22 protein-coding genes and 1 pseudogene are annotated in these 20,231 nt (G+C 62.5%); 11 read left to right on the top strand and 12 right to left on the bottom strand.

All coding sequences use genetic code 11. The features are described 5' to 3' along the window. Positions 1–18 precede the first annotated feature (18 nt). Positions 19–330, bottom strand: a complete 312-nt coding sequence (gene rplU / locus V9T28_RS20455; protein WP_116401806.1) for a 50S ribosomal protein L21 — start codon at positions 328–330, stop codon at positions 19–21. Between the two features lie 629 nt (positions 331–959). Between rplU and V9T28_RS20450 the strand changes: the two genes are divergently transcribed. The 5 genes from V9T28_RS20450 (at position 960) to V9T28_RS20430 (ending at position 4,150) form a co-directional block, all read left to right on the top strand. Then, positions 960–1,682, top strand: a complete 723-nt coding sequence (locus tag V9T28_RS20450) for an SDR family NAD(P)-dependent oxidoreductase (RefSeq protein ID WP_445242137.1) — start codon at positions 960–962, stop codon at positions 1,680–1,682. Continuing rightward, positions 1,679–1,894: a hypothetical protein gene (locus V9T28_RS20445; protein ID WP_116401804.1), complete on the top strand. Its 216-nt coding sequence runs from the start codon at positions 1,679–1,681 to the stop codon at positions 1,892–1,894. Before V9T28_RS20450 ends, V9T28_RS20445 begins: the two co-directional genes overlap by 4 nt. Positions 1,895–2,057: 163 nt before the next feature. After that, a complete protein-coding gene (locus V9T28_RS20440; RefSeq protein ID WP_116401803.1) occupies positions 2,058–3,158 on the top strand; it encodes a Rieske (2Fe-2S) protein in 1,101 nt (366 codons plus the stop codon). Further along, positions 3,155–3,922, top strand: a complete 768-nt coding sequence (locus tag V9T28_RS20435) for a hypothetical protein (RefSeq protein ID WP_116401802.1) — start codon at positions 3,155–3,157, stop codon at positions 3,920–3,922. The genes V9T28_RS20440 and V9T28_RS20435 overlap by 4 nt, the downstream gene beginning before the upstream one ends. Positions 3,923–3,925: 3 nt before the next feature. Continuing rightward, positions 3,926–4,150, top strand: coding sequence for a hypothetical protein (locus tag V9T28_RS20430; protein ID WP_116401801.1), 225 nt, complete (start codon positions 3,926–3,928; stop codon positions 4,148–4,150). Between the two features lie 90 nt (positions 4,151–4,240). Here the strand turns inward: V9T28_RS20430 and V9T28_RS20425 are convergent, their stop codons facing one another. Then, positions 4,241–4,897, bottom strand: coding sequence for a Vgb family protein (locus tag V9T28_RS20425; RefSeq protein WP_116401800.1), 657 nt, complete (start codon positions 4,895–4,897; stop codon positions 4,241–4,243). Between the two features lie 9 nt (positions 4,898–4,906). Next, positions 4,907–6,127: a helix-turn-helix domain-containing protein gene (locus V9T28_RS20420; RefSeq protein WP_116401799.1), complete on the bottom strand. Its 1,221-nt coding sequence runs from the start codon at positions 6,125–6,127 to the stop codon at positions 4,907–4,909. A 145-nt stretch (positions 6,128–6,272) separates the two neighbouring features. On the opposite strand from V9T28_RS20420, the gene V9T28_RS20415 reads away from it, so the two are divergent. After that, entirely contained in the window at positions 6,273–7,067 is a 795-nt protein-coding gene (locus V9T28_RS20415) for a DUF899 domain-containing protein (RefSeq protein ID WP_116401798.1), read from the top strand. Positions 7,068–7,317: 250 nt separating this feature from the next. On the opposite strand, the gene V9T28_RS20405 is transcribed toward V9T28_RS20415, so the two are convergent. The 4 genes from V9T28_RS20405 to cysD form a co-directional block, all read right to left on the bottom strand. Beyond that, positions 7,318–7,611: a type II toxin-antitoxin system RelE/ParE family toxin gene (locus V9T28_RS20405; protein WP_116401796.1), complete on the bottom strand. Its 294-nt coding sequence runs from the start codon at positions 7,609–7,611 to the stop codon at positions 7,318–7,320. After that, entirely contained in the window at positions 7,608–7,856 is a 249-nt protein-coding gene (locus V9T28_RS20400; RefSeq protein ID WP_116401795.1) for a type II toxin-antitoxin system ParD family antitoxin, read from the bottom strand. The genes V9T28_RS20405 and V9T28_RS20400 overlap by 4 nt, the downstream gene beginning before the upstream one ends. Positions 7,857–7,976: 120 nt before the next feature. Further along, positions 7,977–9,992, bottom strand: coding sequence for a sulfate adenylyltransferase subunit CysN (cysN, locus tag V9T28_RS20395; RefSeq protein WP_116401794.1), 2,016 nt, complete (start codon positions 9,990–9,992; stop codon positions 7,977–7,979). Between the two features lies 1 nt (position 9,993). Beyond that, entirely contained in the window at positions 9,994–10,845 is an 852-nt protein-coding gene (cysD, locus tag V9T28_RS20390) for a sulfate adenylyltransferase subunit CysD (protein ID WP_245424175.1), read from the bottom strand. Between the two features lie 339 nt (positions 10,846–11,184). Here cysD and V9T28_RS20385 point away from each other — a divergent pair, with 339 nt between their 5' ends. Continuing rightward, entirely contained in the window at positions 11,185–11,967 is a 783-nt protein-coding gene (locus V9T28_RS20385; protein WP_116401793.1) for an HpcH/HpaI aldolase family protein, read from the top strand. A gap of 46 nt (positions 11,968–12,013) precedes the next feature. Then, a pseudogene (locus V9T28_RS20380) lies at positions 12,014–12,208 on the top strand (type II toxin-antitoxin system Phd/YefM family antitoxin); the annotation flags it as partial. A 27-nt stretch (positions 12,209–12,235) separates the two neighbouring features. On the opposite strand, the gene rfbD reads toward V9T28_RS20380, so the two are convergent. From rfbD to V9T28_RS20365, 3 genes are read right to left on the bottom strand one after another with little or no spacing between them, the layout of a single operon-like run. Then, positions 12,236–13,141 (bottom strand): dTDP-4-dehydrorhamnose reductase, encoded by a 906-nt coding sequence (gene rfbD / locus V9T28_RS20375; protein ID WP_116401792.1) that lies wholly within the window; start codon positions 13,139–13,141, stop codon positions 12,236–12,238. A 26-nt stretch (positions 13,142–13,167) separates the two neighbouring features. Beyond that, a complete protein-coding gene (locus V9T28_RS20370; RefSeq protein WP_116401791.1) occupies positions 13,168–13,800 on the bottom strand; it encodes a LysE family translocator in 633 nt (210 codons plus the stop codon). A gap of 46 nt (positions 13,801–13,846) precedes the next feature. Next, positions 13,847–15,007 carry a phospholipase D-like domain-containing protein gene (locus V9T28_RS20365; RefSeq protein ID WP_147306477.1) on the bottom strand — a complete coding sequence of 387 codons (1,161 nt, stop codon included), beginning with the start codon at positions 15,005–15,007 and terminating at the stop codon, positions 13,847–13,849. Between the two features lie 447 nt (positions 15,008–15,454). On the opposite strand from V9T28_RS20365, the gene V9T28_RS20360 reads away from it, so the two are divergent. Then, the gene (locus V9T28_RS20360) at positions 15,455–16,159 is read left to right on the top strand and encodes a L,D-transpeptidase family protein (protein ID WP_116401789.1); all 705 of its coding nucleotides are present in this window, start codon (positions 15,455–15,457) and stop codon (positions 16,157–16,159) included. A gap of 9 nt (positions 16,160–16,168) precedes the next feature. Here the strand turns inward: V9T28_RS20360 and V9T28_RS20355 are convergent, their stop codons facing one another. Further along, positions 16,169–16,432, bottom strand: a complete 264-nt coding sequence (locus tag V9T28_RS20355) for a hypothetical protein (protein WP_116401788.1) — start codon at positions 16,430–16,432, stop codon at positions 16,169–16,171. Positions 16,433–16,485: 53 nt separating this feature from the next. On the opposite strand from V9T28_RS20355, the gene V9T28_RS20350 reads away from it, so the two are divergent. Continuing rightward, entirely contained in the window at positions 16,486–16,794 is a 309-nt protein-coding gene (locus V9T28_RS20350; protein ID WP_116401787.1) for a GlsB/YeaQ/YmgE family stress response membrane protein, read from the top strand. An 89-nt stretch (positions 16,795–16,883) separates the two neighbouring features. Here V9T28_RS20350 and V9T28_RS20345 read toward each other — a convergent pair whose 3' ends face one another. After that, positions 16,884–17,807 carry a hypothetical protein gene (locus V9T28_RS20345; protein ID WP_116401786.1) on the bottom strand — a complete coding sequence of 308 codons (924 nt, stop codon included), beginning with the start codon at positions 17,805–17,807 and terminating at the stop codon, positions 16,884–16,886. 331 nt (positions 17,808–18,138) lie between these two features. Here V9T28_RS20345 and dnaK point away from each other — a divergent pair, with 331 nt between their 5' ends. Beyond that, positions 18,139–20,043: a molecular chaperone DnaK gene (dnaK, locus tag V9T28_RS20340; RefSeq protein WP_116401785.1), complete on the top strand. Its 1,905-nt coding sequence runs from the start codon at positions 18,139–18,141 to the stop codon at positions 20,041–20,043. The last annotated feature ends 188 nt before the right edge of the window (positions 20,044–20,231 follow it).

Below are 20,231 nucleotides of genomic sequence, written 5' to 3'. Positions count from 1 at the left end.
GGTGAAAAGCACCAATTATCAGTGCTGAATCCCGGTGATCTTGACGACCGTCAGATCCTGACGGTGGCCGCGCTTGCGCTTCGAGTTCTGGCGACGGCGCTTCTTGAAGGCGATGACCTTCGGACCGCGCGTCTGCTCGACGATCTCGGCGGAAACGCTTGCACCCTTGACGAACGGAGCCCCGACCTCGGCCGCATCGCCGTTGGTGAGCATCAAAACTTTGTCAAACGTGATCTTGTCGCCGGCTTCGCCCGCGACATGCATGATGGAAATCGTATCTTCGGCAGCAACTTTGAACTGTTTGCCACCGGTCTTGATAACTGCGAACATCGTTTTCTCCGTGTTCCATTTGCCTCTATCCGAACCCGGACGGGCAACTTCTTTGCAGGCAGAACCAGCAGGTGAATGCTTCTCTTTCGCCCAAACGAAATCGCGCGAGCCAAGGCCCGCGCACGAAAAGCAGGCGTTCTGTACGGGGTTAGTGTGTAAGAGTCAATGGCGGCGCGGTCCAAAAACGTCGCGATGGCGCACCGTGACCGGCTCTGACGGTGGTGGAATTACCCGAGATCCAAAGCGACGCAAATGTAACAAATCTTCCATCGACCCGGATCGTCCTATATAAGCCATTAAATTTACTGAATTATTCGCCCTATCAGTTTGTTTCAAAAAATGGTCTTCAACTAAACGATCAGCGCCCGGCGCAAACACTTTTCACGCGGATAATCCCGCTGGTTCGAAGCATGTGGCAACCAACGATTTCAAACAGCGACTGAGATAATGTAGAACATATAAGGAACATTTGTCAATCGTCCGGCCATGCCGCAATCACGTCTTCTCTCGGGAATGTGTTCCGGCGTGTCTTGTCACTGGGCCATTTCAGGGTTTTATTTCGTCCGTCCCAGGGGCTCGGACGGGACATTGGACGGCGAGCGCTCTACAGATAATGAGGGTCGGACACCGTGAACAGCCATAACATCGTGATGATTGCTGGCGCCGGCGGAAATCTTGGCAGCGCCGTTGCCGTCGAACTTGCGCGAGGCGGCGCCCGCGTGGCCTGTATTGACCGCTCGGCCGAGGCCCTCAAACGTCTGGCGGAGCACCTGCCCGCGAATGCGGAGAGCCTTCCGATCGTCGTCAATGATCTCAGCGACGACGCGGCCTGCGCCGCGGCCGTCGCGCAAGTCGAGGAACGCTTTGGCGGTATCGATGCTCTCGTCAATACCGTTGGCGGCTTCCAAGTCGGCCCCGTCGCCACCGAAGCGTTGCGGCAATGGGATCTGATGATGAATCTCAATGGCCGCACCGCCTTGGCGATCAGCGCGGCTGTGTTGCCAGCAATGCAGACGGCGGGCTACGGGCGCATTGTGCACGTTGCCGCCGCGCCCGGCTTGAAGGCAGCTGCGGGCCAGGCGGCCTATGCCGCCTCCAAGGCTGCCGTGATCCGGCTGACCGAGGCGATCGCAGCCGAATATCGCGCCAACGGCATCACGGCCAATTGCATCCTGCCCGGGACTATCGATACGCCGCAGAACCGCGTGGCAATGCCCAACGCCAAGAAGGATAGCTGGGTGTCGCCGCAATCGATCGCGCGGCTGATAGCCTTCCTGGTTTCGCCGGCGGCTGCCGTGGTGACGGGCGGCGCGATTCCCGCGACAGGTCTTGATCGCGAGGTAACGGCATGATCGACACGGCCGATCCGATCCAGCTCGCGCTCGGTATCTGGGGCCTGATCGGTCTTACGGTCGCAATCGCATTTCTGGCGCTGGGATTCGATAAGATCGATGAAGCCGCTCACGGCGCTTACGCGGTGCGGCCGCTCCTCGTGCCTGGCCTCGTTCTGCTCTGGCCCCTGGTGATCTGGCGCTGGACGGCCTTGTCGCGGCAGAAACACTGACGATGCGGCGCGCCCACAGAAAGGCCCACGCGGCCATCTGGCGCAGCATTGCCATACTCCTGCCGCTGGCTGTGGCGGTCATCTTCGCCAGCCAGCCGAAACTTGCCCCAGATGCGCCCGCCGTGAGGCTGGACGCCGGCCCGGACGGCAGGAGCCCCATGCCATGAGCGTGTCCTACCAGCCAGTGATCTGGAACCGCACGAAGCTTATATACGACAGCTTTTTGCTCTGCGGCGTCGTCCTCTACATTCTGACGTTTCTCAAGCTGGCGCCGCTGCTTTTGCGCCCCGACCAGCTGCCCGATTTACCGACCCTGCGCATGTGCGCCTTCGGCTCGCTCGCCTTTCTGCTCTTGACCATCGTGCTCGCGATAGGTCCTCTGGCACGTCTGGACAGCCGCTTCCTGCCACTGCTCTACAATCGGCGGCATTTCGGCGTGGTCACGGCCATCGTGGCCGCCACCCATGCGCTGTTCGTGTTGAACTGGTACTTCTCCTACAGTCCCACGCCGATGCTCCGGGCGCTTTTTACGAGTAACACCAGTTTCGGCCACATAGCCGGTTTTCCGTTCGAACTGTTCGGCGTCTTCGCGCTTCTGGTGCTCGCTGTCCTCGCAGTGACGAGCCACGATTTCTGGTTATCGTTCCTGACGCCCCCATTGTGGAAGGCCATCCACATGAGCATCTATTTCGCCTATGCAGCGGTCGTTCTGCATGTGACGCTGGGCGTTCTGGTCACTGGCCAGAATTTACTTCTGACGATCTTGGTCGGCGTGAGCCTTGCCCTTCTGTGCAGCCTTCATCTCGTGGCGGGTGGACGCGAGCGCGCCGCCGATCATGCCGGCTCGCCGGCAGCACCTCAACCCGGCTGGATTCTTGTTGGGGATGTATCCGAAATACCCGAGGGCAGGGCTGTCGTCGGTGTCGCGCCCGGCGGCGAGCGCATTGCCGTCTTCCGCTCCAAGGGGCGGCTATCCGCGCTTTCCAATGTCTGTTCGCATCAGAACGGGCCGATCGGCGAAGGCAAGGTGGTGCTTGGCTTCGTGACCTGCCCTTGGCATGGCTACCAGTATCGGCTCGACGATGGCTGCTCCCCGCCGCCCTTCAAGGAGAGAATCCGCAAGTACCGCGTCGCGCTTTCCGGCAACCAGGTTCATGTCGAGGCGACCCCCGTTCCCTTGGGCACGAGGATCGAGCCTGTTGCAATTCCCGACACCGTCCTCGCCGCCATCGGTTCTGCTCCGCAAGGCGCGAGGCCGTCATGACCTTGCGCGCGCCCGATCCCGGCTTCTTCGTCGGCTATTTCAAGAAAGTGCCGCCGGCCATCCAGGCTTTCGTGCTGGCGTTCGGCGTTTTGTTCGTTTCCGGACTTACGTGGGCGTCCGTGATGCTCGCCCTGGCCGCGCAGAGCCCCGGATCGGGAGATTATGTCGATGAGCTGCGTGGGGGCTCGCTCACCGGCGTTCTTGAAACGCGGCCCTATCCGATCCTCAGGGTGCCGGCGACGGGCCAGATGCCGGCGCGAGCGATCATGCTCTCGGGAGCAGGAAAATTCGGCGTTGACGATATTGCGGATCCGCTTGGCGGCACACCGGTGGATGCAGCAGGTATCTTTCTCAAGAGGGGCGACCTTGACATGTTGCTCATCGACGGGCCGGCTGCATTGCATGCAGCAGTGCAGGCGACGCACGACACAACCAGGCCGGCCGCAGCGGAGCCGCTCGGGCGTTGGCGTCTCACCGGTGAGATCTGTGACGGCAAATGCTATTCTGGCGCGATGCGTCCGGGTGGCGAGCTCGCGCACAAGGCATGTGCCAATCTCTGCATTACGGGACGTGTCCCGCCGGTTTTTGTTTCGACGGCGCCGGTCGCAGGTCATATTTTCTTCCTGCTCGCGAACGCCGATGGCGGCCCGATACCAGCGGCGCTGAAGGACCGGACGGCGGTTCGCATCGAACTCGACGGCGAGGTTGAGCGCCGCGACAATCTCATGGTCTTCAAAGTCGACCCCGCCTCAGTGAGGGAGTGACAGATGGGCGAAGAGACACCCGTCCGGTATCGCCCGCCGCGCTATCTTGGCCTTCTCCTTGCCCTGAGTGCGGCGCTCGTCCTCGCTTTGGCGTGGATCTACCTCGTTCCTCTTCTCGACGGAACGGCGGCGGAGGAACTGAAATATGTGATCTATGCCGCTTGCGCGATCGGGGTCCTTTCGGCTTTCCACTGGCTCGAACAAAAGCTCTTTCCTTCCGATGCATAGGCCTGTGCCGAGGGAGACGCGCGCTGCAAGCGCGCGGTCCAGACGATTCTTTGCAAAGCGGCAATTTCTGAGGATCGCAACCGGTCGCGCCTAACCCGCGGTGGCGGCACGATCCCGTCTTGGCCGGCGGATGGCTCTCAGCTTCCCGCTCTTTCCGCCGCCGCAGAAGAACTGGTCGCCGCCGTCGGATTCAAGGCCCGACACGCCCGTTCCGGCCGGCATGTCGAGCCGTTCCAGGACCTCTCCGGTTTGCGGGTCGACGCGGCGCACATCGCTTTCATCGCCTTCCCAGGTGCCGTGCCAGAGCTCGCCGTCGACCCAGGTGACGCCGGTGACGACGCGCTTGGACTCGATCGTGCGCAGAATCGCACCGGTCTGCGGGTCGATTTGATAGATTCTTCGGCCGCGGTGCTGCCCGACCCATAGCGTCCCTTCGGCCCAGGCGAGCCCGGAGTCGCCGCCCTTGCCCGGTGCCGGAATCGTCGCGAGCACGGCGCCGGTCTTCGGATCGATCTTGTGAATCTGGTCCTCGGCGATCTGGAACAGGTGTTCGCCGTCGAAGGCCGTTCCGGCATGGGCCGCGACGTCGATCGAGCGGGATATTTCCCCGCTCGCCGGATCGAGGGCGTTCAGTCTGTCCCCGGACGCAAACCAGACATGCTGGCCATCGAACGTCACGCCAGCCACGTGGCCGGCATCGGGGAAGGGGCCATATTCGCGCAAGATTTCGGCAGCTGATCGTTTCATGGGGAGAACCTAGCCGTTCGGCAGTGGATCGGGGAGTAACAAGATTGTCGGGAAACCCGGCACGGGCGGGGTCATCCAGCGCCGCGCCCGCCCGAGGCCATAGGATTGCACCTTGCCCGCCGCCGCGAGCTGTTCGAGCGCCCGCTGCACGGTGCGCGGGCTCGCGCTGAGCGCGATCGCCAAGGCTGAACTCGACCAGGATTCGCCGTCGGCGAGGAAGGCGAGGACCGCCGCGTGCTGCTCTTGCACGAGGGGCGCCAGGATGACGATGTCGCGGGCGTGGCGCGGGGTCAGGGCAAAACCGTGCGGTGTCGCGTCGACCTCGGCGAGCAGCCGCAGTTCCGCGCGCAGCCGGCCGATTTCGACCCGCAGTCGCGCGCGATGGGACTCGTCGGCGTGCTTCGCGCGGAAGGCGCGGGCGAGGAGGGCGCTCCGCGTCGCATCCACCGGCCAGGCTTGCGCCAAGGCATAGGCAAGTGCGAACAGGACCGGACGCGTTGCGAGCGACACCATCGTCCGCGCGTCGCGCACCACATGACGGCACGCATCTACGACAAGGGCGCCAGAGGCGAGCAGCGCCTCGACCTCCTCGAGCAGCAGCGGGCGTTCATCGCCGCGTTTGATCAAGCGTGCGGCGGGCGCATTCAGCACGAGGGCCGCGTTCTCGACCTCCGCCGTCAGCGCAGGGATATCGGCCTCGCGGGCGGCCTCATCGGCGCGGGAGAGGGCGGCGCGAGCTGCTTTCGTCTGCAGGCGCCGGATGGCGATGCCCGCCAGCACCAGGTCCCGGCCGACCCGCAGCGCCGGCGGGAGCGGGGTGGGAGCTTGCGTCGCGAGCACGCGCTCGGCCTCCTCAAGCCGGCCGATCAGCAGGAGGCGCTGGGCTTCGAGATTGCGGGCATGGGCGGCATTCGCAATATCGCCATGCGCTTCCAGCGTCGCCCGCGCTGTGTCGAACATTTTCGCGGGCCAGTTCAAATCGCGCGAGACAAGCGCAATCTCGGCCTCGGCGATCACGCACCTTGCGCGCGCCATGGCTTCCTTCGGGCCGAAGGCGCGCGCGGCGCTTCGCAGCAGCGCCTTGGCACGCACGAGATCGCCAAGCTGCGCCATTGCGATACCGCGCAGCGCCAGCGCCGGGGCATCGTCGCGTAGCGCGACCCGCTTCAGGGCGCCGAGCGGATCGCCCGCGGCCAGGGCGCGGGCCGCGGCGGTGATCAGCGAGTCCATGGAAATCCCGCCATACTTGTAACTCCCACCAATCCAGGCTCCGCCCCTAGGTTAGTGCATCACCGACAAACGTGATCGGCAGCGATGGAGCCGCATTCTTACATAGAGGCTCCAAGAGCTTGCCCAATTCGGAGGTTACAACGTTATGACTAAGTCACCTGAGAACGGCCAGCAAGGTGGACAGCTTGCCTTCAAGACGCCGCCCATCGTTTCGCCGGATGCGTGGGAAGCCGCGCGGCAAGACTTGCTCGTGAAGGAAAAGGCGCAGACGCGGGCGCGCGACGCCTTGGCCGCGGAACGCCGGCGGATGCCGTGGATGGCCGTGGAGAAGACCTATGCGTTCGAGGGGCCCAACGGCCGGTTGAGCCTTCTCGATCTGTTCGAAGGCCGGCAGCAATTGATCGTCTACCGCGCCTTTTTCGAACCCGGCGTGTTCGGCTGGCCCGATCATGCCTGCCGCGGCTGCTCGCTGGGCGCCGATCAGGTTGCCCATCTCGCCCATCTCAACGCCCGCGACACCACGCTCGTCTATGCCTCGCGTGCCCCGCAACAGGATATTGCCCGGCTCAAGGCGCGGATGGGCTGGGACATGCCCTGGTACACGATCACCGACAGTTTCGATGCCGATTTCGGCGTGGATGAGTGGCACGGCCATAACGTCTTCATCCGTGACGGGGCCCACGTGTTCCGCACCTATTTCATCAATAATCGCGGTGACGAAGCGATGGGAACCACCTGGAGCTATCTCGACCTGACGCCGCTCGGACGGCAGGAGATGTGGGAGGATTCGCCCGCAGGCTACCCGCAGACCCAGACCTATAAATGGTGGAACTGGCACGACAATTACGCCGCCGAGGCGGCGCCGAACACCAAATGGGTCGAGGTGTCGGACGCCGGAGAGGCCGCGTTCCGCAAAGCCAGCGCGGACGCGAAGCAATGATCGGGCGAGCGGTTCTTGACGATGGGGGAGGGGCGGCGCGCGGCGCCGCCCAGTGCCTAAGCCTCGCGGCCGCCCCCACCTTCGCGGCAATGGCGTTGCTCACGGCGGTCTTCGGTGGAAGCCCGATGGATGCGCTCTGTTCGGCGGCACATGGGTCGCCGCTGAGCGGCATGGTCCCGATGTACCTGCTCATGAGCGCGTTCCATTTGGCGTCGTGGCTGAAGCTGGCCTCCGGCCGGCGAAGGACCAGCTAGGCCGGCAGGTTTCTGCTTACGTCCTGCCTCTGGTGCAGGATGCGGATAATTTCCACACGGTCGCCGTGGTCGCGGAAATAGATCATATGCGCTCCGGTGGCATATTTCAGGTAGCCGGGGCGCACATCGACCGGCCGACCCCGTCGGACGCCGGAGGCCAGGGCCTGGCAGGCGTCCCGGATTTCATCCGTGTAGCGATCCGCCTGATCCGGACCCCAATGCTCGGCGCTGTGGTCCCAAATGTGATCAAGATCCGCCTGCGCCGCGGGCGAGAGGGCGAGGGCCTTCACCGGCCTTCATAATCCGCGCGTTTCCGGGCCTTGAACGCTTCGAAATCAAAGGGCTGGGGCTCCCCAGACTGTTCCCCCGTGATCAGGGCATCCTGTAGGGCCTTTACCTTGGCCTCGTGCTCTTCCAGAAGCCTCAGCCCCGCCCGCACAACGTCACTGGCTGAGCCGTATCGGCCTGCCTGTACCTGGTCGCTGATGAAGCTGGCGAAGTGATCGCCGAGCGTGACGGACGTGTTGCGAGCCATCGGTGTCCCTTCCAGTTCCTGACAAATCAGCCTGTACCAATATGTATTACATATGGTCAGGCTGGACAAGGACCGGACACGACAATCAGGCGACCTGTTGTGGCGCCACTGCGCTAGCGTTTACACGCCGGCGCCGTCGGTGAAGAGGGCGGAGCCTTCGAAGCCTTCGATGATCTCGTGCTTTTGCAGCAGCGAGAGCACCTTGGCCGTGAGGTTGTCGAGCGAGTCCTGGCCTGACAGCAGCGTCAGGTCGGGCCGCTCCGGCCGCTCGTAAGGTTGGTCGATGCCGGTGAAGTTGCGGATCTCGCCGGCCAAAGCCTTCTTGTACAGGCCCTTCGGGTCGCGGGCGATCGCGACGTCCAGCGGAACGTCGACGAAAATTTCGAAGAAGCGGTCCGTCCCGATCACTTCGCGCGCCAGCCGCCGGTCGTCGGCGAAGGGCGAGATGAACGAGCACAGCACCACCAGCCCCGCATCCGCCATGAGCTTGGCGACTTCGCTGACGCGCCGGATGTTCTCGACGCGGTCGATATCGCTGAAGCCCAGGTCCTTGTTCAGGCCATGGCGCATGTTGTCGCCATCGAGCATCATCGTATGGATGCCCATTTTGTAGAGCTGCAGATCGGCCAGATTGGCGATGGTCGATTTGCCCGATCCCGAGAGGCCGGTGAACCACAGCACGGCGGGCTTGTGATGGTTGATCTTCGAGCGCGCATGCGACGTGACGGTCACATCGTGATGGTGAACATTGGTCGCCTTGCGCAGGCCTTGGGTGATCGTGCCGGCGGCGGCGGTCAGGTTCGACAGACGGTCGATCAGGATGAAGGCGCCGGTCGTGTGGTTGTCGGCATAGGCATCGAAGGCGACCGGCGTCGCGCTGGAGAGGTGGCAGAAACCGACCTCATTCAGCTCCAGCGCCTTGGCGCTGTGTTCGTCGAGCGTGTTGACATCGACCCGGTGCACGATCTGCGCCACTGTGACGGGCACGGTGCGGGTCGCGAGCTTCATCAGATAGGAGCGGCCGGGCAGCAGCTTTTCCTGGCTCATCCAGATGACATGGGCGGCGAATTGCTCGCCGACCTCGGGCCGTTCCTTCGGATGGCAGAGGATGTCGCCGCGGGCGATGTCGATTTCGTCGGCGAGGGTGATGGTGACGGCATCGCCGGCGCGCGCCTCCTGCCATTCGTCCCGGCCGTTCGCGACACTGGGCCCGGCGTGCCATTGCGGCGGCACGATCGAAGCGACGCGGCTGGTCTTGCCCGAACCGGAGACCACGATCTCGTCGCCGACTCGCACCTTGCCGCTGGCGATCGTGCCAGAAAAGCCGCGGAAGTCGAGATGCGGTCGGTTCACCCATTGCACCGCCAGACGGAAGGGCTTGCCCTCGGTGTCTTCCTCGACATCAATGGTCTCGAGATGCTCGATCAGGGTCGGACCCTGATACCAGGGCATATGGGCACTGAGACTCGAAATATTGTCGCCGAACCGCGCCGAAAGCGGGATGGGCGTGATGGTCTTGAAATTCAGGTGTTCGGCAAAAGCCTTGAAATCATGGACGATCTTGTCGAACGTCTTCTTATCGTAGTCGACAAGATCGATCTTGTTCACCGCCAGCACCACATGGCGGATGCCGAGCAGCGAGACGATGTAGGAGTGCCGGAACGTCTGGGTCAGCAGGCCCTTGCGCGCATCGACCAGGATCACGGCGAGATCGGCATTCGAGGCGCCGGTCGCCATGTTGCGGGTATATTGCTCGTGGCCGGGCGTATCGGCGACGACGAAGGAGCGCTTCACCTCGCCGGTGCGCTTGCCATTCGCGTCGCGCGTGAAAGTCGCGAAATAGCGGTAGGCGACGTCGATCGTGATGCCCTGTTCGCGCTCCGCTTCGAGGCCGTCGACCAGCAGCGCGAAATCGATGTCGTCGCCGGTGGTGCCGTGCTTCTTCGAATCCTTTTCGAGCGCCGAGAGCTGATCGTCGAAGATCATCTGCTGCTCGTAGAGCAGCCGGCCGATCAAGGTCGATTTGCCGTCGTCGACCGAGCCGCAGGTCAGAAAGCGCAAAGCGGGAAGGGTCTTGTGCTGAGGGGCCACTTGCACTTCGGGTTCCGTAACTTGTGAGGGATTCGCGAGGGTCATCTTAGAAATAGCCCTCGCGCTTCTTCTTCTCCATCGATCCGGCTTCGTCCTGATCGATGAGGCGGCCCTGGCGCTCCGACGTGGTGGAGGCGCGCATTTCCGCAATAATATCTTCCAACGTCTCGGCGTCCGATTCAACCGCGCCGGTGAGCGGATAGCAGCCGAGGGTGCGGAAGCGGATGCGTTTCATCATCGGCACTTCGTTCGGCAGCAATGGCAGGCGGTCGTCGTCGACCATGATCAGCGCGCCATCGCGCTTCACCACCGGGCGTTCCGCCGCGAAATAGAGCGGCACGACCGGGATCTTTTCGGCGGCGATATAGTCCCACACGTCGAGCTCGGTCCAATTGGACAGCGGGAAGACGCGCATGCTCTCGCCCTGCTTGATGCGGGTGTTGAACAGGCGCCAGAGTTCCGGCCGCTGGTTGCGCGGGTCCCAGGCATGGCTCTCGCTGCGGTGGGAGAAGATGCGCTCCTTGGCGCGGCTCTTTTCCTCGTCGCGGCGGGCGCCGCCGAATGCGGCGTCGAACTTCCACTTGTCGAGCGCCTGGCGCAGGCCTTCGGTCTTCATCACCTGGGTGTGGATCGCCGAGCCGGAGGCGACCGGCGAAATGCCGCGGCGGACCCCATCCTCATTGACATGGATCAGCAATTCCATACCGAGGCGCCGGGCGGTCGCGTCGCGGAATGTGATCATCTCGCGGAATTTCCAAGTCGTATCCACATGCAGCAACGGAAAGGGCGGCTTCGAGGGATAGAAGGCCTTCATTGCGATATGCAGCATCACGCTCGAATCCTTGCCGATCGAATAGAGCATGACCGGATGGCGGAATTCCGCCGCGACTTCGCGCATGATCTGGATGGCTTCCGCCTCGAGGCGGCGGAGATGGGGAGGTAAACGCAAGGACAGTCTCTTTGTGACGCGACGATGAAAGGCGTGAGCGCGTTCTATATAAATCGCGAGCAGGGTAAAATACAATAGTTGGCGTATATTTTTTAAATTTACTACATAATTATGTATATATGAGTGAGCGCCAAGCCCTATTCGGGCATCTCACGCGCGGTTCGCGGCCGCTCGCATTGCCTCCGCAAAATCGGTCCTCTGATCTGCATCCGGCACAGGGGCGCGGCCTCGACACAAACGGACCGAGATGCAAAGACTTCAGGACCTCCCTTCCATTCGGATGTGCCCATGACCGCGACCGCTCCCGCCGCTCTCCTCTCGCAACAGATCCGCGCCGGCAAGCCGGTCTTTGCCGCCTGGTGCGGCTATCCCGAGCCGGCGATTGCCGAGCAGCTTTGCCGCGATGGGTTCGATACGGCGGTGCTGGACATGCAGCACGGCGCCTTCGAGTTGGATTCGGCGATCCGCGGCATCGCCCATGTGGCGCTCGCGGGCAAGCCTGCCATCGTCCGCATTCCGGTCGGCGCTTTCGCGACTGTTTCGCGCATCTTCGATTACGGCGCCGCCGGTGTCATCGCCCCGATGATCAATTCGGCCGCCGATGCGCGCGCCTTCGCCAGCTTTGCCAAGCTGCCGCCGGTCGGCGACCGGTCGTGGGGACCGCGCCGGGCGCTGCCGCTCACCGGCCTCGCGCCGGACGAGTATCTGCGTGCGGCCAACGACCAGCATCTCGCCATCGCGATGATCGAGACGCGCGAGGCGATCGCCGCCCTCGACGATATTCTCGCGACCCCCGGCATCGACGGCGTTTTCGTCGGCCCGTCCGATCTTTCGATCGCCTTGAGCCACGGCCAAAAGGTCGATTGGGCCGCGCCCGAAGTCGATCAGGCGCTGGATCATGTGGCGGCGCGGGCCAAGGTGCACGGCAAATTCTGCTCGGCTTTCACCTTCAACGGCGTGGTGGCGAAGAACCTGGCGAGCCGCGGCTTTTCGCTGCTGTCGATCGGCACCGATGCATTGCTGATGAAACAGGCGGCTGCGGCGGAATTGCAGGTGGCGCGCCTGACGTAATGCTCGCGCGGGATATTCATAAGAAGAGCCACCGGCGGCCGCGCTCTTGAAACAATTTGGCGTTTATTAGGATGCCGCCGTTCGCGAGCCGGTTATCATCACCAAGAGCGGTCGCTCGAGCACGGTACTGCTCGCCTATGACGAGTTCGTGCGTTTGTTGAAGCGCGACCGCCGTGTTGAGCGGACGACCGATCTGAGCGAGGCGGAAATTGCCGCGGCCGAAGCTTCGGAGATGGCGCCGGCATCTCCGAAATGCAGAAGATGTGCATCATTTCATCTCCGTACGAACAGCTTGCAGACCGGCTATCTGCCCTATCGTGTGGCGCAGATCGACCGAGAAATCCCGAAACGAAATCCCGAACGTTCCTTCCGCTTTCGTCGTATCCAAAACGGCATTGAGAGGCCGTCGCGCGGCTGCGCCAAATTCCGCTGTTGTGACGGCGGCGCAGCTTGCCTTCGGGAAGCCAAAAGTTGCTGCCGTATCCAAGATCTTCTCGGCCTGTTCGTACCGGGACATGATGTTGGGGCCGGCCACGTGAAGGATCCCGCGCGGCGAATTCTTTTCGCCTGAGATCATGAGTGCCATCAGACGAAGCAGCTCTTCGGCCAATCGGGGGCCATAGGTTGGCTTGCCGATCTGATCGCAGACAACGGAAAAGTCTGCTTGGCGTCTCGCGGCATCGAGGCAGAGATGGATGAAGTTTCTTGCCGAAGGTCCAAAAATCCATGAGACACGGACGATCAATGATTCTTCCGCATATTTTCCAACCCGCTCTTCGCCGCGCAATTTCGTCATGCCGTAGACGTTCAAGGGATTGGGTGTGTCATTTTCATTATACATGCCATGCTTCGCACCATCGAAAACTTGGTCCGTCGAAACATGGATCAGCGGAATTTTCATTTTTTCACAAGCGATCGCCAATCTCTCGGGAATCACCTCATTCAAGAATGATGCTTGCTCATGATTGCTCTCCGCCTGATCGACGGACGTATAGGCCGCTGCATTAATGACGCCTTTGGCCGCAAACCGATGAAGAACGTCATCAACCTCCGCCAAAGACGCGAAGCTGATATCGTTTCTTCCGAAGAACACCATGTCTCCGCTGTATTGCGCTCTTGCTCCAGCCAAATCGGTCGCCAACTGACCTGACTTACCAATCACAACAATCGTCATTCTTTATCGGCTTTCGCATTTTGCTATTACCGGCTCACCATCAGCCGCAAGCCGAGGCCGACGAAGATGCCGCCGGCGACACGGTCGAGCCATAGACCACCCTTCGGGTTGCGCGCCAGCCACTGCCCGACCCGGCCGGCAAAATATCCCAGCGTGCCGAACAGCACGGCGGCCTGCAGCGTAAACAGCAGGCCAAGTTGGGCGATCTGCCAGCCGGCGTGGCCCTGCGCGGTGTCGACGAATTGCGGCAGGAAGGCAAGGAAGAACAGCACCACTTTGGGGTTGATCGAGTTGGCGAACAGCCCTTTGAGGAACAGGGCACGCAGCGTTTCCGAACTGCCGCCGCCGTTGTTGGCGGCGAGTGCGCTGCCGCGGCTTTTGAGCGCCCGTACGCCGAGATAGATCAGATACAGGCCGCCGGCGATCTTGAGCGCGGTGAAGGCGACGACCGAAGCGGCGATCAGCGCACTCACGCCGAGCGCGGCGAGCAGCGTGTGGTTGAGGCAGCCCAGGGCGCAGCCGAGACCGAACACCATGCCGCGCTTATGCCCGCGGCTCGCGCCCAGGCTCAGCACCATCAGATTGTCCGGGCCGGGCGACAGGGTGATGAGCACGGCGGCGGCCAGGAAGGCCAGGCTTTGGGTGGCGGTGAGCAGCATGGTGATGTCCCGAAGTGCGAGCGATGGCCTCGTGTGTTGAAATGAGCTATTTTCGATACATCGCCACGATCTTGGCGAGATAGGCGCGATACCGCTCGGCGATCGCGCTGTTGCGGATGAGCAGCGTGTTCTCCGCATTCATCATCGCGTGATGGGACAGGTTGAAACTGCCAGTCACGACGCAATCGTCCGCCACCACCAGCTTGTTGTGCATGAAATTATGCGGCTGGCCGGGGTTGGCGGCGCTGAAGGGAATGGAATCTTTCCGCGCCATGGCTTTCGATATTTTCTGCCACGCGGCGATGCGGTCGGCGCCGATGCCGGCGGCCTGCCATTGCCGGATCACCTGATCCATCTGCGGCCCGTCGTAGATGCCGGAGAACGGCACGCCGCGGTCGAGCGCTTCCGACAAAGCGGCCAGGATCGGCGCCGACGAAAGGACGACCGAGGCGACCGCGAGCGACGATTTCGCGCCCGCAATGACGCCGACGATTTCCTTGACCACCGCCTTGCTCTCGCCCGGGGTGAAGACCACAGTCACCTCTGTATCACCAATGGTGACGGTGCCGGTATCGTGATAGCCGGTGGAATCGGCGATCTTGCCGCGCACCCACAGATCGTTGAAATCGACCGTGTAGTAAGTCGACAATGGTTGCGAGCGCAGGGTGAGAATATTGTTCTCCTGCAGCCCCCAAGAATCATTGGTGAAATTCGCCGTGCCCATGAACACGGCGGCCTCTGACGACGCGCCGTCGCGGATGATGTATTTGTTGTGCATCAGCGCCTGATAGGCCTTGATCGGTTTGATCTGGGCGACGTCCTTGAACGTGCCGACGAAATTGTCGGCGCCCGGCGTCTTGGCCTCGGCATGGTCGCGCTGCGGGTCGGGCAAGGCCGGCCCTGGCGCATCGACGGAGCCGCCGGAGGTCGCCGCATCATAGGCGATGCGGACGGCGACGCCGCGCTGCGCGGCAGCCCGGATCGCCGCGGTGAGAACGGCGGCCGGCGCGTCATGCAGGCGGAAATCGTAAATCGCGAGATCGAGCGTCGCCTTCGCCCCATTGATGAAATCGGCGATCTTCGTCGCGACGGCGGCGATCTGCGCATCGCGCTCCGGGTTGGGGTTGAGCGGGTCCGGGCCGATTTGGGTGAGGAAGGAGATCTCGATGGCGCCGGAGGCGGCGGCAAAGGTTTCAAGCGAAGACATGAAAAATCCAATCTGCTGCAACCAGGGCGCGCAGATTGGCTAGGAATTGGGCGAATTGCAAACGGGGCCGTTGTCCCGGTCGTGTACCTACAATTTGGTGGCGTGACGCGACGATGCCGTGTCCGCTTGGCGGCGAATGCCGATATTGGGCCCCGTCCCTCCAGGGGAGGCTTCCGACCGCTCTCGGCCACAGAAAGCCGGACGGATGAGCCAAGGCGCCACTGATCTGACCGCTGCCAAGATGTGCATGTTTGTTGACGTTCTGCGCGACGTGAGACCGCGAGACCCCGCGGACGTTGCCGGCTTTGGTGCTTGGCCAGCCCCTTGCAGCGAAGGCCCGAGCTTGCGAATCGAGCCGTTTGACGGCAATCTCCGCTCGGAAAAGCGTTTGTGTCTGTATGCCGGAGTATTCTCTGGTCAGGCAACGGGACATGGGAAACTTTAATCATGATCATGAACGGTGAGATTACCAAATCCGGCGAGATGGACGAGGGAGCTCTGCCTGGACTTCGGTCGGGGCTTCTCAACCGCCGGTCGTTTCTGCTCGGCTCCGCTGTCAGTCTCGGCGCGCTGGGGCTTGCCGGTTGCGCCGACTACATGAGCCTCGCCGAGGCGCAGAAGGTCTATGGGCCGGTGCCCGACGAGAAATTCCCGATCCCGGCGGTCGATGTCAGCAAGATCGATCCGAAATATTATCGCAAGACAGTGCGCTACGACAGCAATGAAGAGGTCGGCACGATTGTCGTCGATCCCGCCAATTACTACGTTTACCGTATCGAAGGCGACGGAAACGCCACCCGCTATGGCGCCAATGTCGGCCGCCAAGGGTTCCTGTGGAGCGGTGATGCTTATGTCGGGCGCAAGGCCGAATGGCCGACGTGGACGCCGCCCAAGGAGATGATCGCGCGCCAGCCGGAGGCAGGCAAATATGCCCGCGGCATGCCGGGTGGCCTCGAGAATCCGCTGGGCGCGCGCACGCTCTACCTCTATCAGGACGGCAAGTACACGCTCTACACTCTCTACAGCACCAGCGACCCCGAGACGATCGGGACCAACGTGACGAGCGGCTGTACCGGCCTACTCAGTCAGGACATGATCCACCTCTATTCGCGAACGCCGGTCAAGACGAAGGTGGTCGTCCTGCCGGCATAGGCGACGGCGTCAGGCCCCGGTCCAGGCGCCGCCGGTGCGGGCGGTGCCGTTCGTTCGAGCCATAGCGATTGTGGGGTTGGCGATCCGTAGAAGGTCGACGACGAGGTCTTGCTTGTCACGCAAGACCTCCAGGATGGCGGCGCCAGCATGCAGAGTGTTGAAGAGGATGCTGCGGAGGTCGTCAGTAATCTGGAGATCGGTTTTCCTGCTCTTTGCGTCGGCTAAGGGCCAGTAACGGCCGCAATTGGCGGCCATACTCTCGAGCAGCGGCATTTGCTTGGGCCGCCGCCAATCGCCCCGCGAAAAAGAAGCCCGGGAGGATCACCATGCATCTGTCGAACGAGAGCATCTTTGTCATATTGGCCGTCGGCCTTATTGCCGGATGGTTGGCCGGGAAGATCGTGCGGGGGGCCGGCTTTGGTCTGATCGGGGACGCAGGAGTCGGGATCGTCGGCGCGTTCATCGGTGACGAGTTGCTGCCGCGCTTAGGCGTCCATCTTGGGGTCGGAACGATCGGCTTGATCGTCAACGCTACCCTCGGCGCGATTGTGCTTCTCCTCGTCGTCCGGTTGTTTGCGGGCAGCGGTCGTTTCGGCGGCGGATGGCGCGGTCGATTGGGGCGGCGATGGTGGTAGCCCGGAATTGTCGAGAGGATTCGACACGATGTATCCGGAGCCTCTGCCAATAGCACGGGTGCCAAGGGGGTCCGCCGGGTCACATCCCGTTAAAACTGCTCCGGCGCCGGCGCGGCGGCCGGTTGCATGACCGGTTTCTTCCGCTTCGGCTTCTTGGGCTTGTCGGCCGCGACGCTCGGCATGCCATTGAGGCGCACGTTCAGCAGCGCCGCGCGGGCTTCGGTGAAGGCCGTGTCGCAGAAGCCGTGCTGGCCTTCACGCGAATAGTCGCTGCAGGTTTGCGCCCGCTCGGACGAAAAGCTGGCCTGTTCGTGGGCGATCGGCTTGACGTCGCCCTTTTCCTTATGGGCCTTTTCCATCAGGACCTTGTAGTCCTTGCGGATGGCGTTTTCGGCGGCGGCGCGGTTGCGCCCGAGTTCGGCGATCTTGTCCGGCCCGAACGCAGCCGGGGAGGGGCCCCAGACGCCCGATGGATCGGCCTGGCAATCGGCTGCCTTGAAGACGCAAACGGCGTCCAGTTTATGCACCCGAATCGCGCCGTCCATGACGTCGAACGAGAACGCGCAGCCGGCGAGATCGGTCTGGAATGATTTGAGGGTGCCGGGCTGGCTGACATCATGCGCGGTGATCGCCGTCGCCGGGGCGATATCCACCTTGCAGCTTTCGGCCTGGCTCGTGATCTTGTCGCCGGCAAAGCTGAGCTTGCTGATCTTCAGCGTGACATTGGACTTATCGGCGGAATCGACCTTGTCCAATTGCATCTCGCCCGCAATGCCGTTGAGATAGATCGAATGGCCCGTCACCGTGTCCTGGGTCGGGATCCGGTCGGCGACGGCGCCGTCGACGACATGATGGTGGGCCTTGTGAGGTGCGGCCGGCGAGGGGGTCGCGCCCGCCTGATCGGGCTCTGTCGCACCGGGGAGATCGAGCTGGGCGAGCGCCGGTCCGCTGCATGCGAGGGACAGGGCGGCACCGAAGAGTAAGCCACTGAATGGACGAAAAGAAAATGTCATTTGCAACCTGACCGAGGCACCCTTGCGCGGGGCGGGGGAACATTAGAAAAATACTGAAATAAGATCAATGCGGCTTTCATGTCATCAGATGATGGCGGAAAGCAAGCGGCATTTCACGGATCCGTCAAATTCTGGGCCAAAGCGCTGCTTAGCTGTCTTGCACCCCCGTTTCAGGCTGCCTATATAGCGGCCAGCTCCGCTGGAAACGGCGGGAATTCTAAGACACGGGGGCCGGGCGCCCGGCGGGCAGGTTTGACTGGCTCGCGAGCGCCCTTCGGCCGGGTTGCTGCAACAGAACCCGGTGGCTCTGCGAGATAGGGGATTTTGTAACATGGGAAAAGTCATCGGTATTGACCTTGGCACGACCAATTCCTGCGTCGCCGTCATGGAGGGCACCAGCCCGAAAGTTATCGAAAATTCGGAAGGCGCGCGCACGACGCCCTCCATCGTCGCCTTCACGGATGACGGCGAACGCCTCGTTGGCCAGCCGGCCAAGCGCCAGGCCGTGACCAATCCGGAGCGCACCTTCTTTGCGATCAAGCGTCTGATCGGCCGTACCTTCGCCGATCCGATGACCCAGAAGGACATGGGTCTCGTGCCTTATAAGATCGTCAAGGCCGCCAATGGCGATGCCTGGGTCTCGGCGGACGGCAAGCAATATTCGCCCTCGCAGATCTCCGCCTTCACGCTGATGAAGATGAAGGAGACGGCTGAGGCGCATCTCGGCCAGGAAGTGACGCAAGCCGTCATCACCGTTCCGGCCTATTTCAACGACGCCCAGCGCCAGGCCACCAAGGATGCCGGCAAGATCGCCGGCCTCGAAGTGCTGCGCATCATCAACGAGCCGACGGCTGCGGCGCTCGCCTATGGCCTCGACAAGCGCAAATCCGGCACGATCGCGGTCTATGACCTCGGCGGCGGCACGTTCGACGTCTCGATCCTCGAGATCGGTGACGGCGTGTTCGAAGTGAAATCCACCAACGGCGACACGTTCCTCGGCGGTGAAGACTTCGACATGCGCCTGGTCGAATATCTGGCGTCGGAGTTCAAGAAAGAGCAGGGCATCGACCTCACCAAGGACAAGCTCGCGCTGCAGCGCCTGAAGGAAGCGGCTGAAAAGGCCAAGATCGAGCTCTCGAGCTCGACCCAGACCGAAATCAACCTGCCCTATATCACGGCGGACGCGAGCGGCCCGAAGCACCTGACCTTGAAGCTCACCCGCGCCAAGTTCGAGGCGCTGGTCGATGATCTCATCCAGCGCACCGTCGATCCTTGCCGCAAGGCGTTGAAGGATGCCGGCCTGTCGGCGGGCGAAATCGACGAAGTGGTGCTGGTCGGCGGCATGACCCGCATGCCCAAGGTCCAGGAAGTGGTGAAGAACTTCTTCGGCAAGGATCCGCATAAGGGCGTGAATCCGGACGAAGTGGTGGCGATCGGCGCGGCCGTGCAGGCCGGCGTGCTGCAGGGCGACGTCAAGGACGTTCTGCTGCTCGACGTGACGCCTCTGTCGCTCGGCATCGAGACCCTGGGCGGCGTGTTCACCCGCCTGATCGAGCGCAACACGACGATCCCGACCAAGAAGAGCCAGGTCTTCTCGACCGCCGAGGACAACCAGACAGCGGTGACGATCCGCGTGTTCCAGGGCGAGCGCGAAATGGCGGCGGACAACAAGCTGCTCGGCCAGTTCGACCTCGTCGGTCTGCCGGCTGCGCCGCGCGGCGTGCCGCAGGTGGAAGTTACGTTCGATATCGACGCCAACGGCATCGTGAACGTGACCGCCAAGGACAAGGCCACGAACAAGGAACAGCAGATCCGCATCCAGGCTTCGGGCGGCCTGTCCGACGCCGATATCGACCGCATGGTCAAGGACGCCGAGCAGAACGCCGCGGAAGACAAGAAGCGCCGCGAGCTGGTCGACGCCAAGAATCATGGCGAGGCCCTCGTCCATTCGACCGAGAAGTCGGTGAAGGAATATGGCGATAAGGTCTCCTCGGCCGACAAGAGCGCCATCGACGCGGCGGTTGCGGAACTCAAGACCGCGCTCGCCGGAGAAGACATCGACACGATCAAGGCCAAGACCGACGCCTTGATGCAAGCCTCGATGAAGCTTGGCGAAGCCATGTACAAGGCCCAGCAGGCCGATGGCGGCGCCGGCGCGTCGGAACCCAAGAAGGACGACGACGTGATCGACGCCGACTTCAAGGAAGTGCACGACGACAAAGAGAAAAAGGCTTAAAGACAATGAAGCCTCCCGCCGCTGATCGCGGCGGGAGGCTGTTAATTTGTGATCAATCACGAACGAACAGCGTTTGCGCGGTTCGCAAGGTTTTGAAAGACCTCACTTGGGCGGGCCCAGGGTGAGGGAAGAGAGCGTAGTGACGAAGCGATCCGCCCCGTGAGAGGCGGTTTGTTTCGTCCCTGCGC

It is taken from the genome of Methylovirgula sp. 4M-Z18 (assembly GCF_037890675.1).
Classification (GTDB): domain Bacteria; phylum Pseudomonadota; class Alphaproteobacteria; order Rhizobiales; family Beijerinckiaceae; genus 4M-Z18.
This window is presented reverse-complemented; position numbering and strand designations above follow the sequence as displayed.

Coding starts and splice junctions, on each gene's coding strand:
- rplU (WP_116401806.1), bottom strand. CDS start 330: ATGTTCGCAGTTATCAAGACCGGTGGCAAACAGTTCAAAGTTGCTGCC.
- V9T28_RS20445 (WP_116401804.1), top strand. CDS start 1,679: ATGATCGACACGGCCGATCCGATCCAGCTCGCGCTCGGTATCTGGGGC.
- V9T28_RS20440 (WP_116401803.1), top strand. CDS start 2,058: ATGAGCGTGTCCTACCAGCCAGTGATCTGGAACCGCACGAAGCTTATA.
- V9T28_RS20435 (WP_116401802.1), top strand. CDS start 3,155: ATGACCTTGCGCGCGCCCGATCCCGGCTTCTTCGTCGGCTATTTCAAG.
- V9T28_RS20430 (WP_116401801.1), top strand. CDS start 3,926: ATGGGCGAAGAGACACCCGTCCGGTATCGCCCGCCGCGCTATCTTGGC.
- V9T28_RS20425 (WP_116401800.1), bottom strand. CDS start 4,897: ATGAAACGATCAGCTGCCGAAATCTTGCGCGAATATGGCCCCTTCCCC.
- V9T28_RS20420 (WP_116401799.1), bottom strand. CDS start 6,127: ATGGACTCGCTGATCACCGCCGCGGCCCGCGCCCTGGCCGCGGGCGAT.
- V9T28_RS20415 (WP_116401798.1), top strand. CDS start 6,273: ATGACTAAGTCACCTGAGAACGGCCAGCAAGGTGGACAGCTTGCCTTC.
- V9T28_RS20400 (WP_116401795.1), bottom strand. CDS start 7,856: ATGGCTCGCAACACGTCCGTCACGCTCGGCGATCACTTCGCCAGCTTC.
- cysN (WP_116401794.1), bottom strand. CDS start 9,992: ATGACCCTCGCGAATCCCTCACAAGTTACGGAACCCGAAGTGCAAGTG.
- cysD (WP_245424175.1), bottom strand. CDS start 10,845: ATGCGCGAAGTCGCGGCGGAATTCCGCCATCCGGTCATGCTCTATTCG.
- V9T28_RS20385 (WP_116401793.1), top strand. CDS start 11,185: ATGACCGCGACCGCTCCCGCCGCTCTCCTCTCGCAACAGATCCGCGCC.
- rfbD (WP_116401792.1), bottom strand. CDS start 13,141: ATGACGATTGTTGTGATTGGTAAGTCAGGTCAGTTGGCGACCGATTTG.
- V9T28_RS20370 (WP_116401791.1), bottom strand. CDS start 13,800: ATGCTGCTCACCGCCACCCAAAGCCTGGCCTTCCTGGCCGCCGCCGTG.
- V9T28_RS20365 (WP_147306477.1), bottom strand. CDS start 15,007: ATGTCTTCGCTTGAAACCTTTGCCGCCGCCTCCGGCGCCATCGAGATC.
- V9T28_RS20360 (WP_116401789.1), top strand. CDS start 15,455: ATGATCATGAACGGTGAGATTACCAAATCCGGCGAGATGGACGAGGGA.
- V9T28_RS20355 (WP_116401788.1), bottom strand. CDS start 16,432: ATGCCGCTGCTCGAGAGTATGGCCGCCAATTGCGGCCGTTACTGGCCC.
- V9T28_RS20350 (WP_116401787.1), top strand. CDS start 16,486: ATGCATCTGTCGAACGAGAGCATCTTTGTCATATTGGCCGTCGGCCTT.
- V9T28_RS20345 (WP_116401786.1), bottom strand. CDS start 17,807: ATGACATTTTCTTTTCGTCCATTCAGTGGCTTACTCTTCGGTGCCGCC.
- dnaK (WP_116401785.1), top strand. CDS start 18,139: ATGGGAAAAGTCATCGGTATTGACCTTGGCACGACCAATTCCTGCGTC.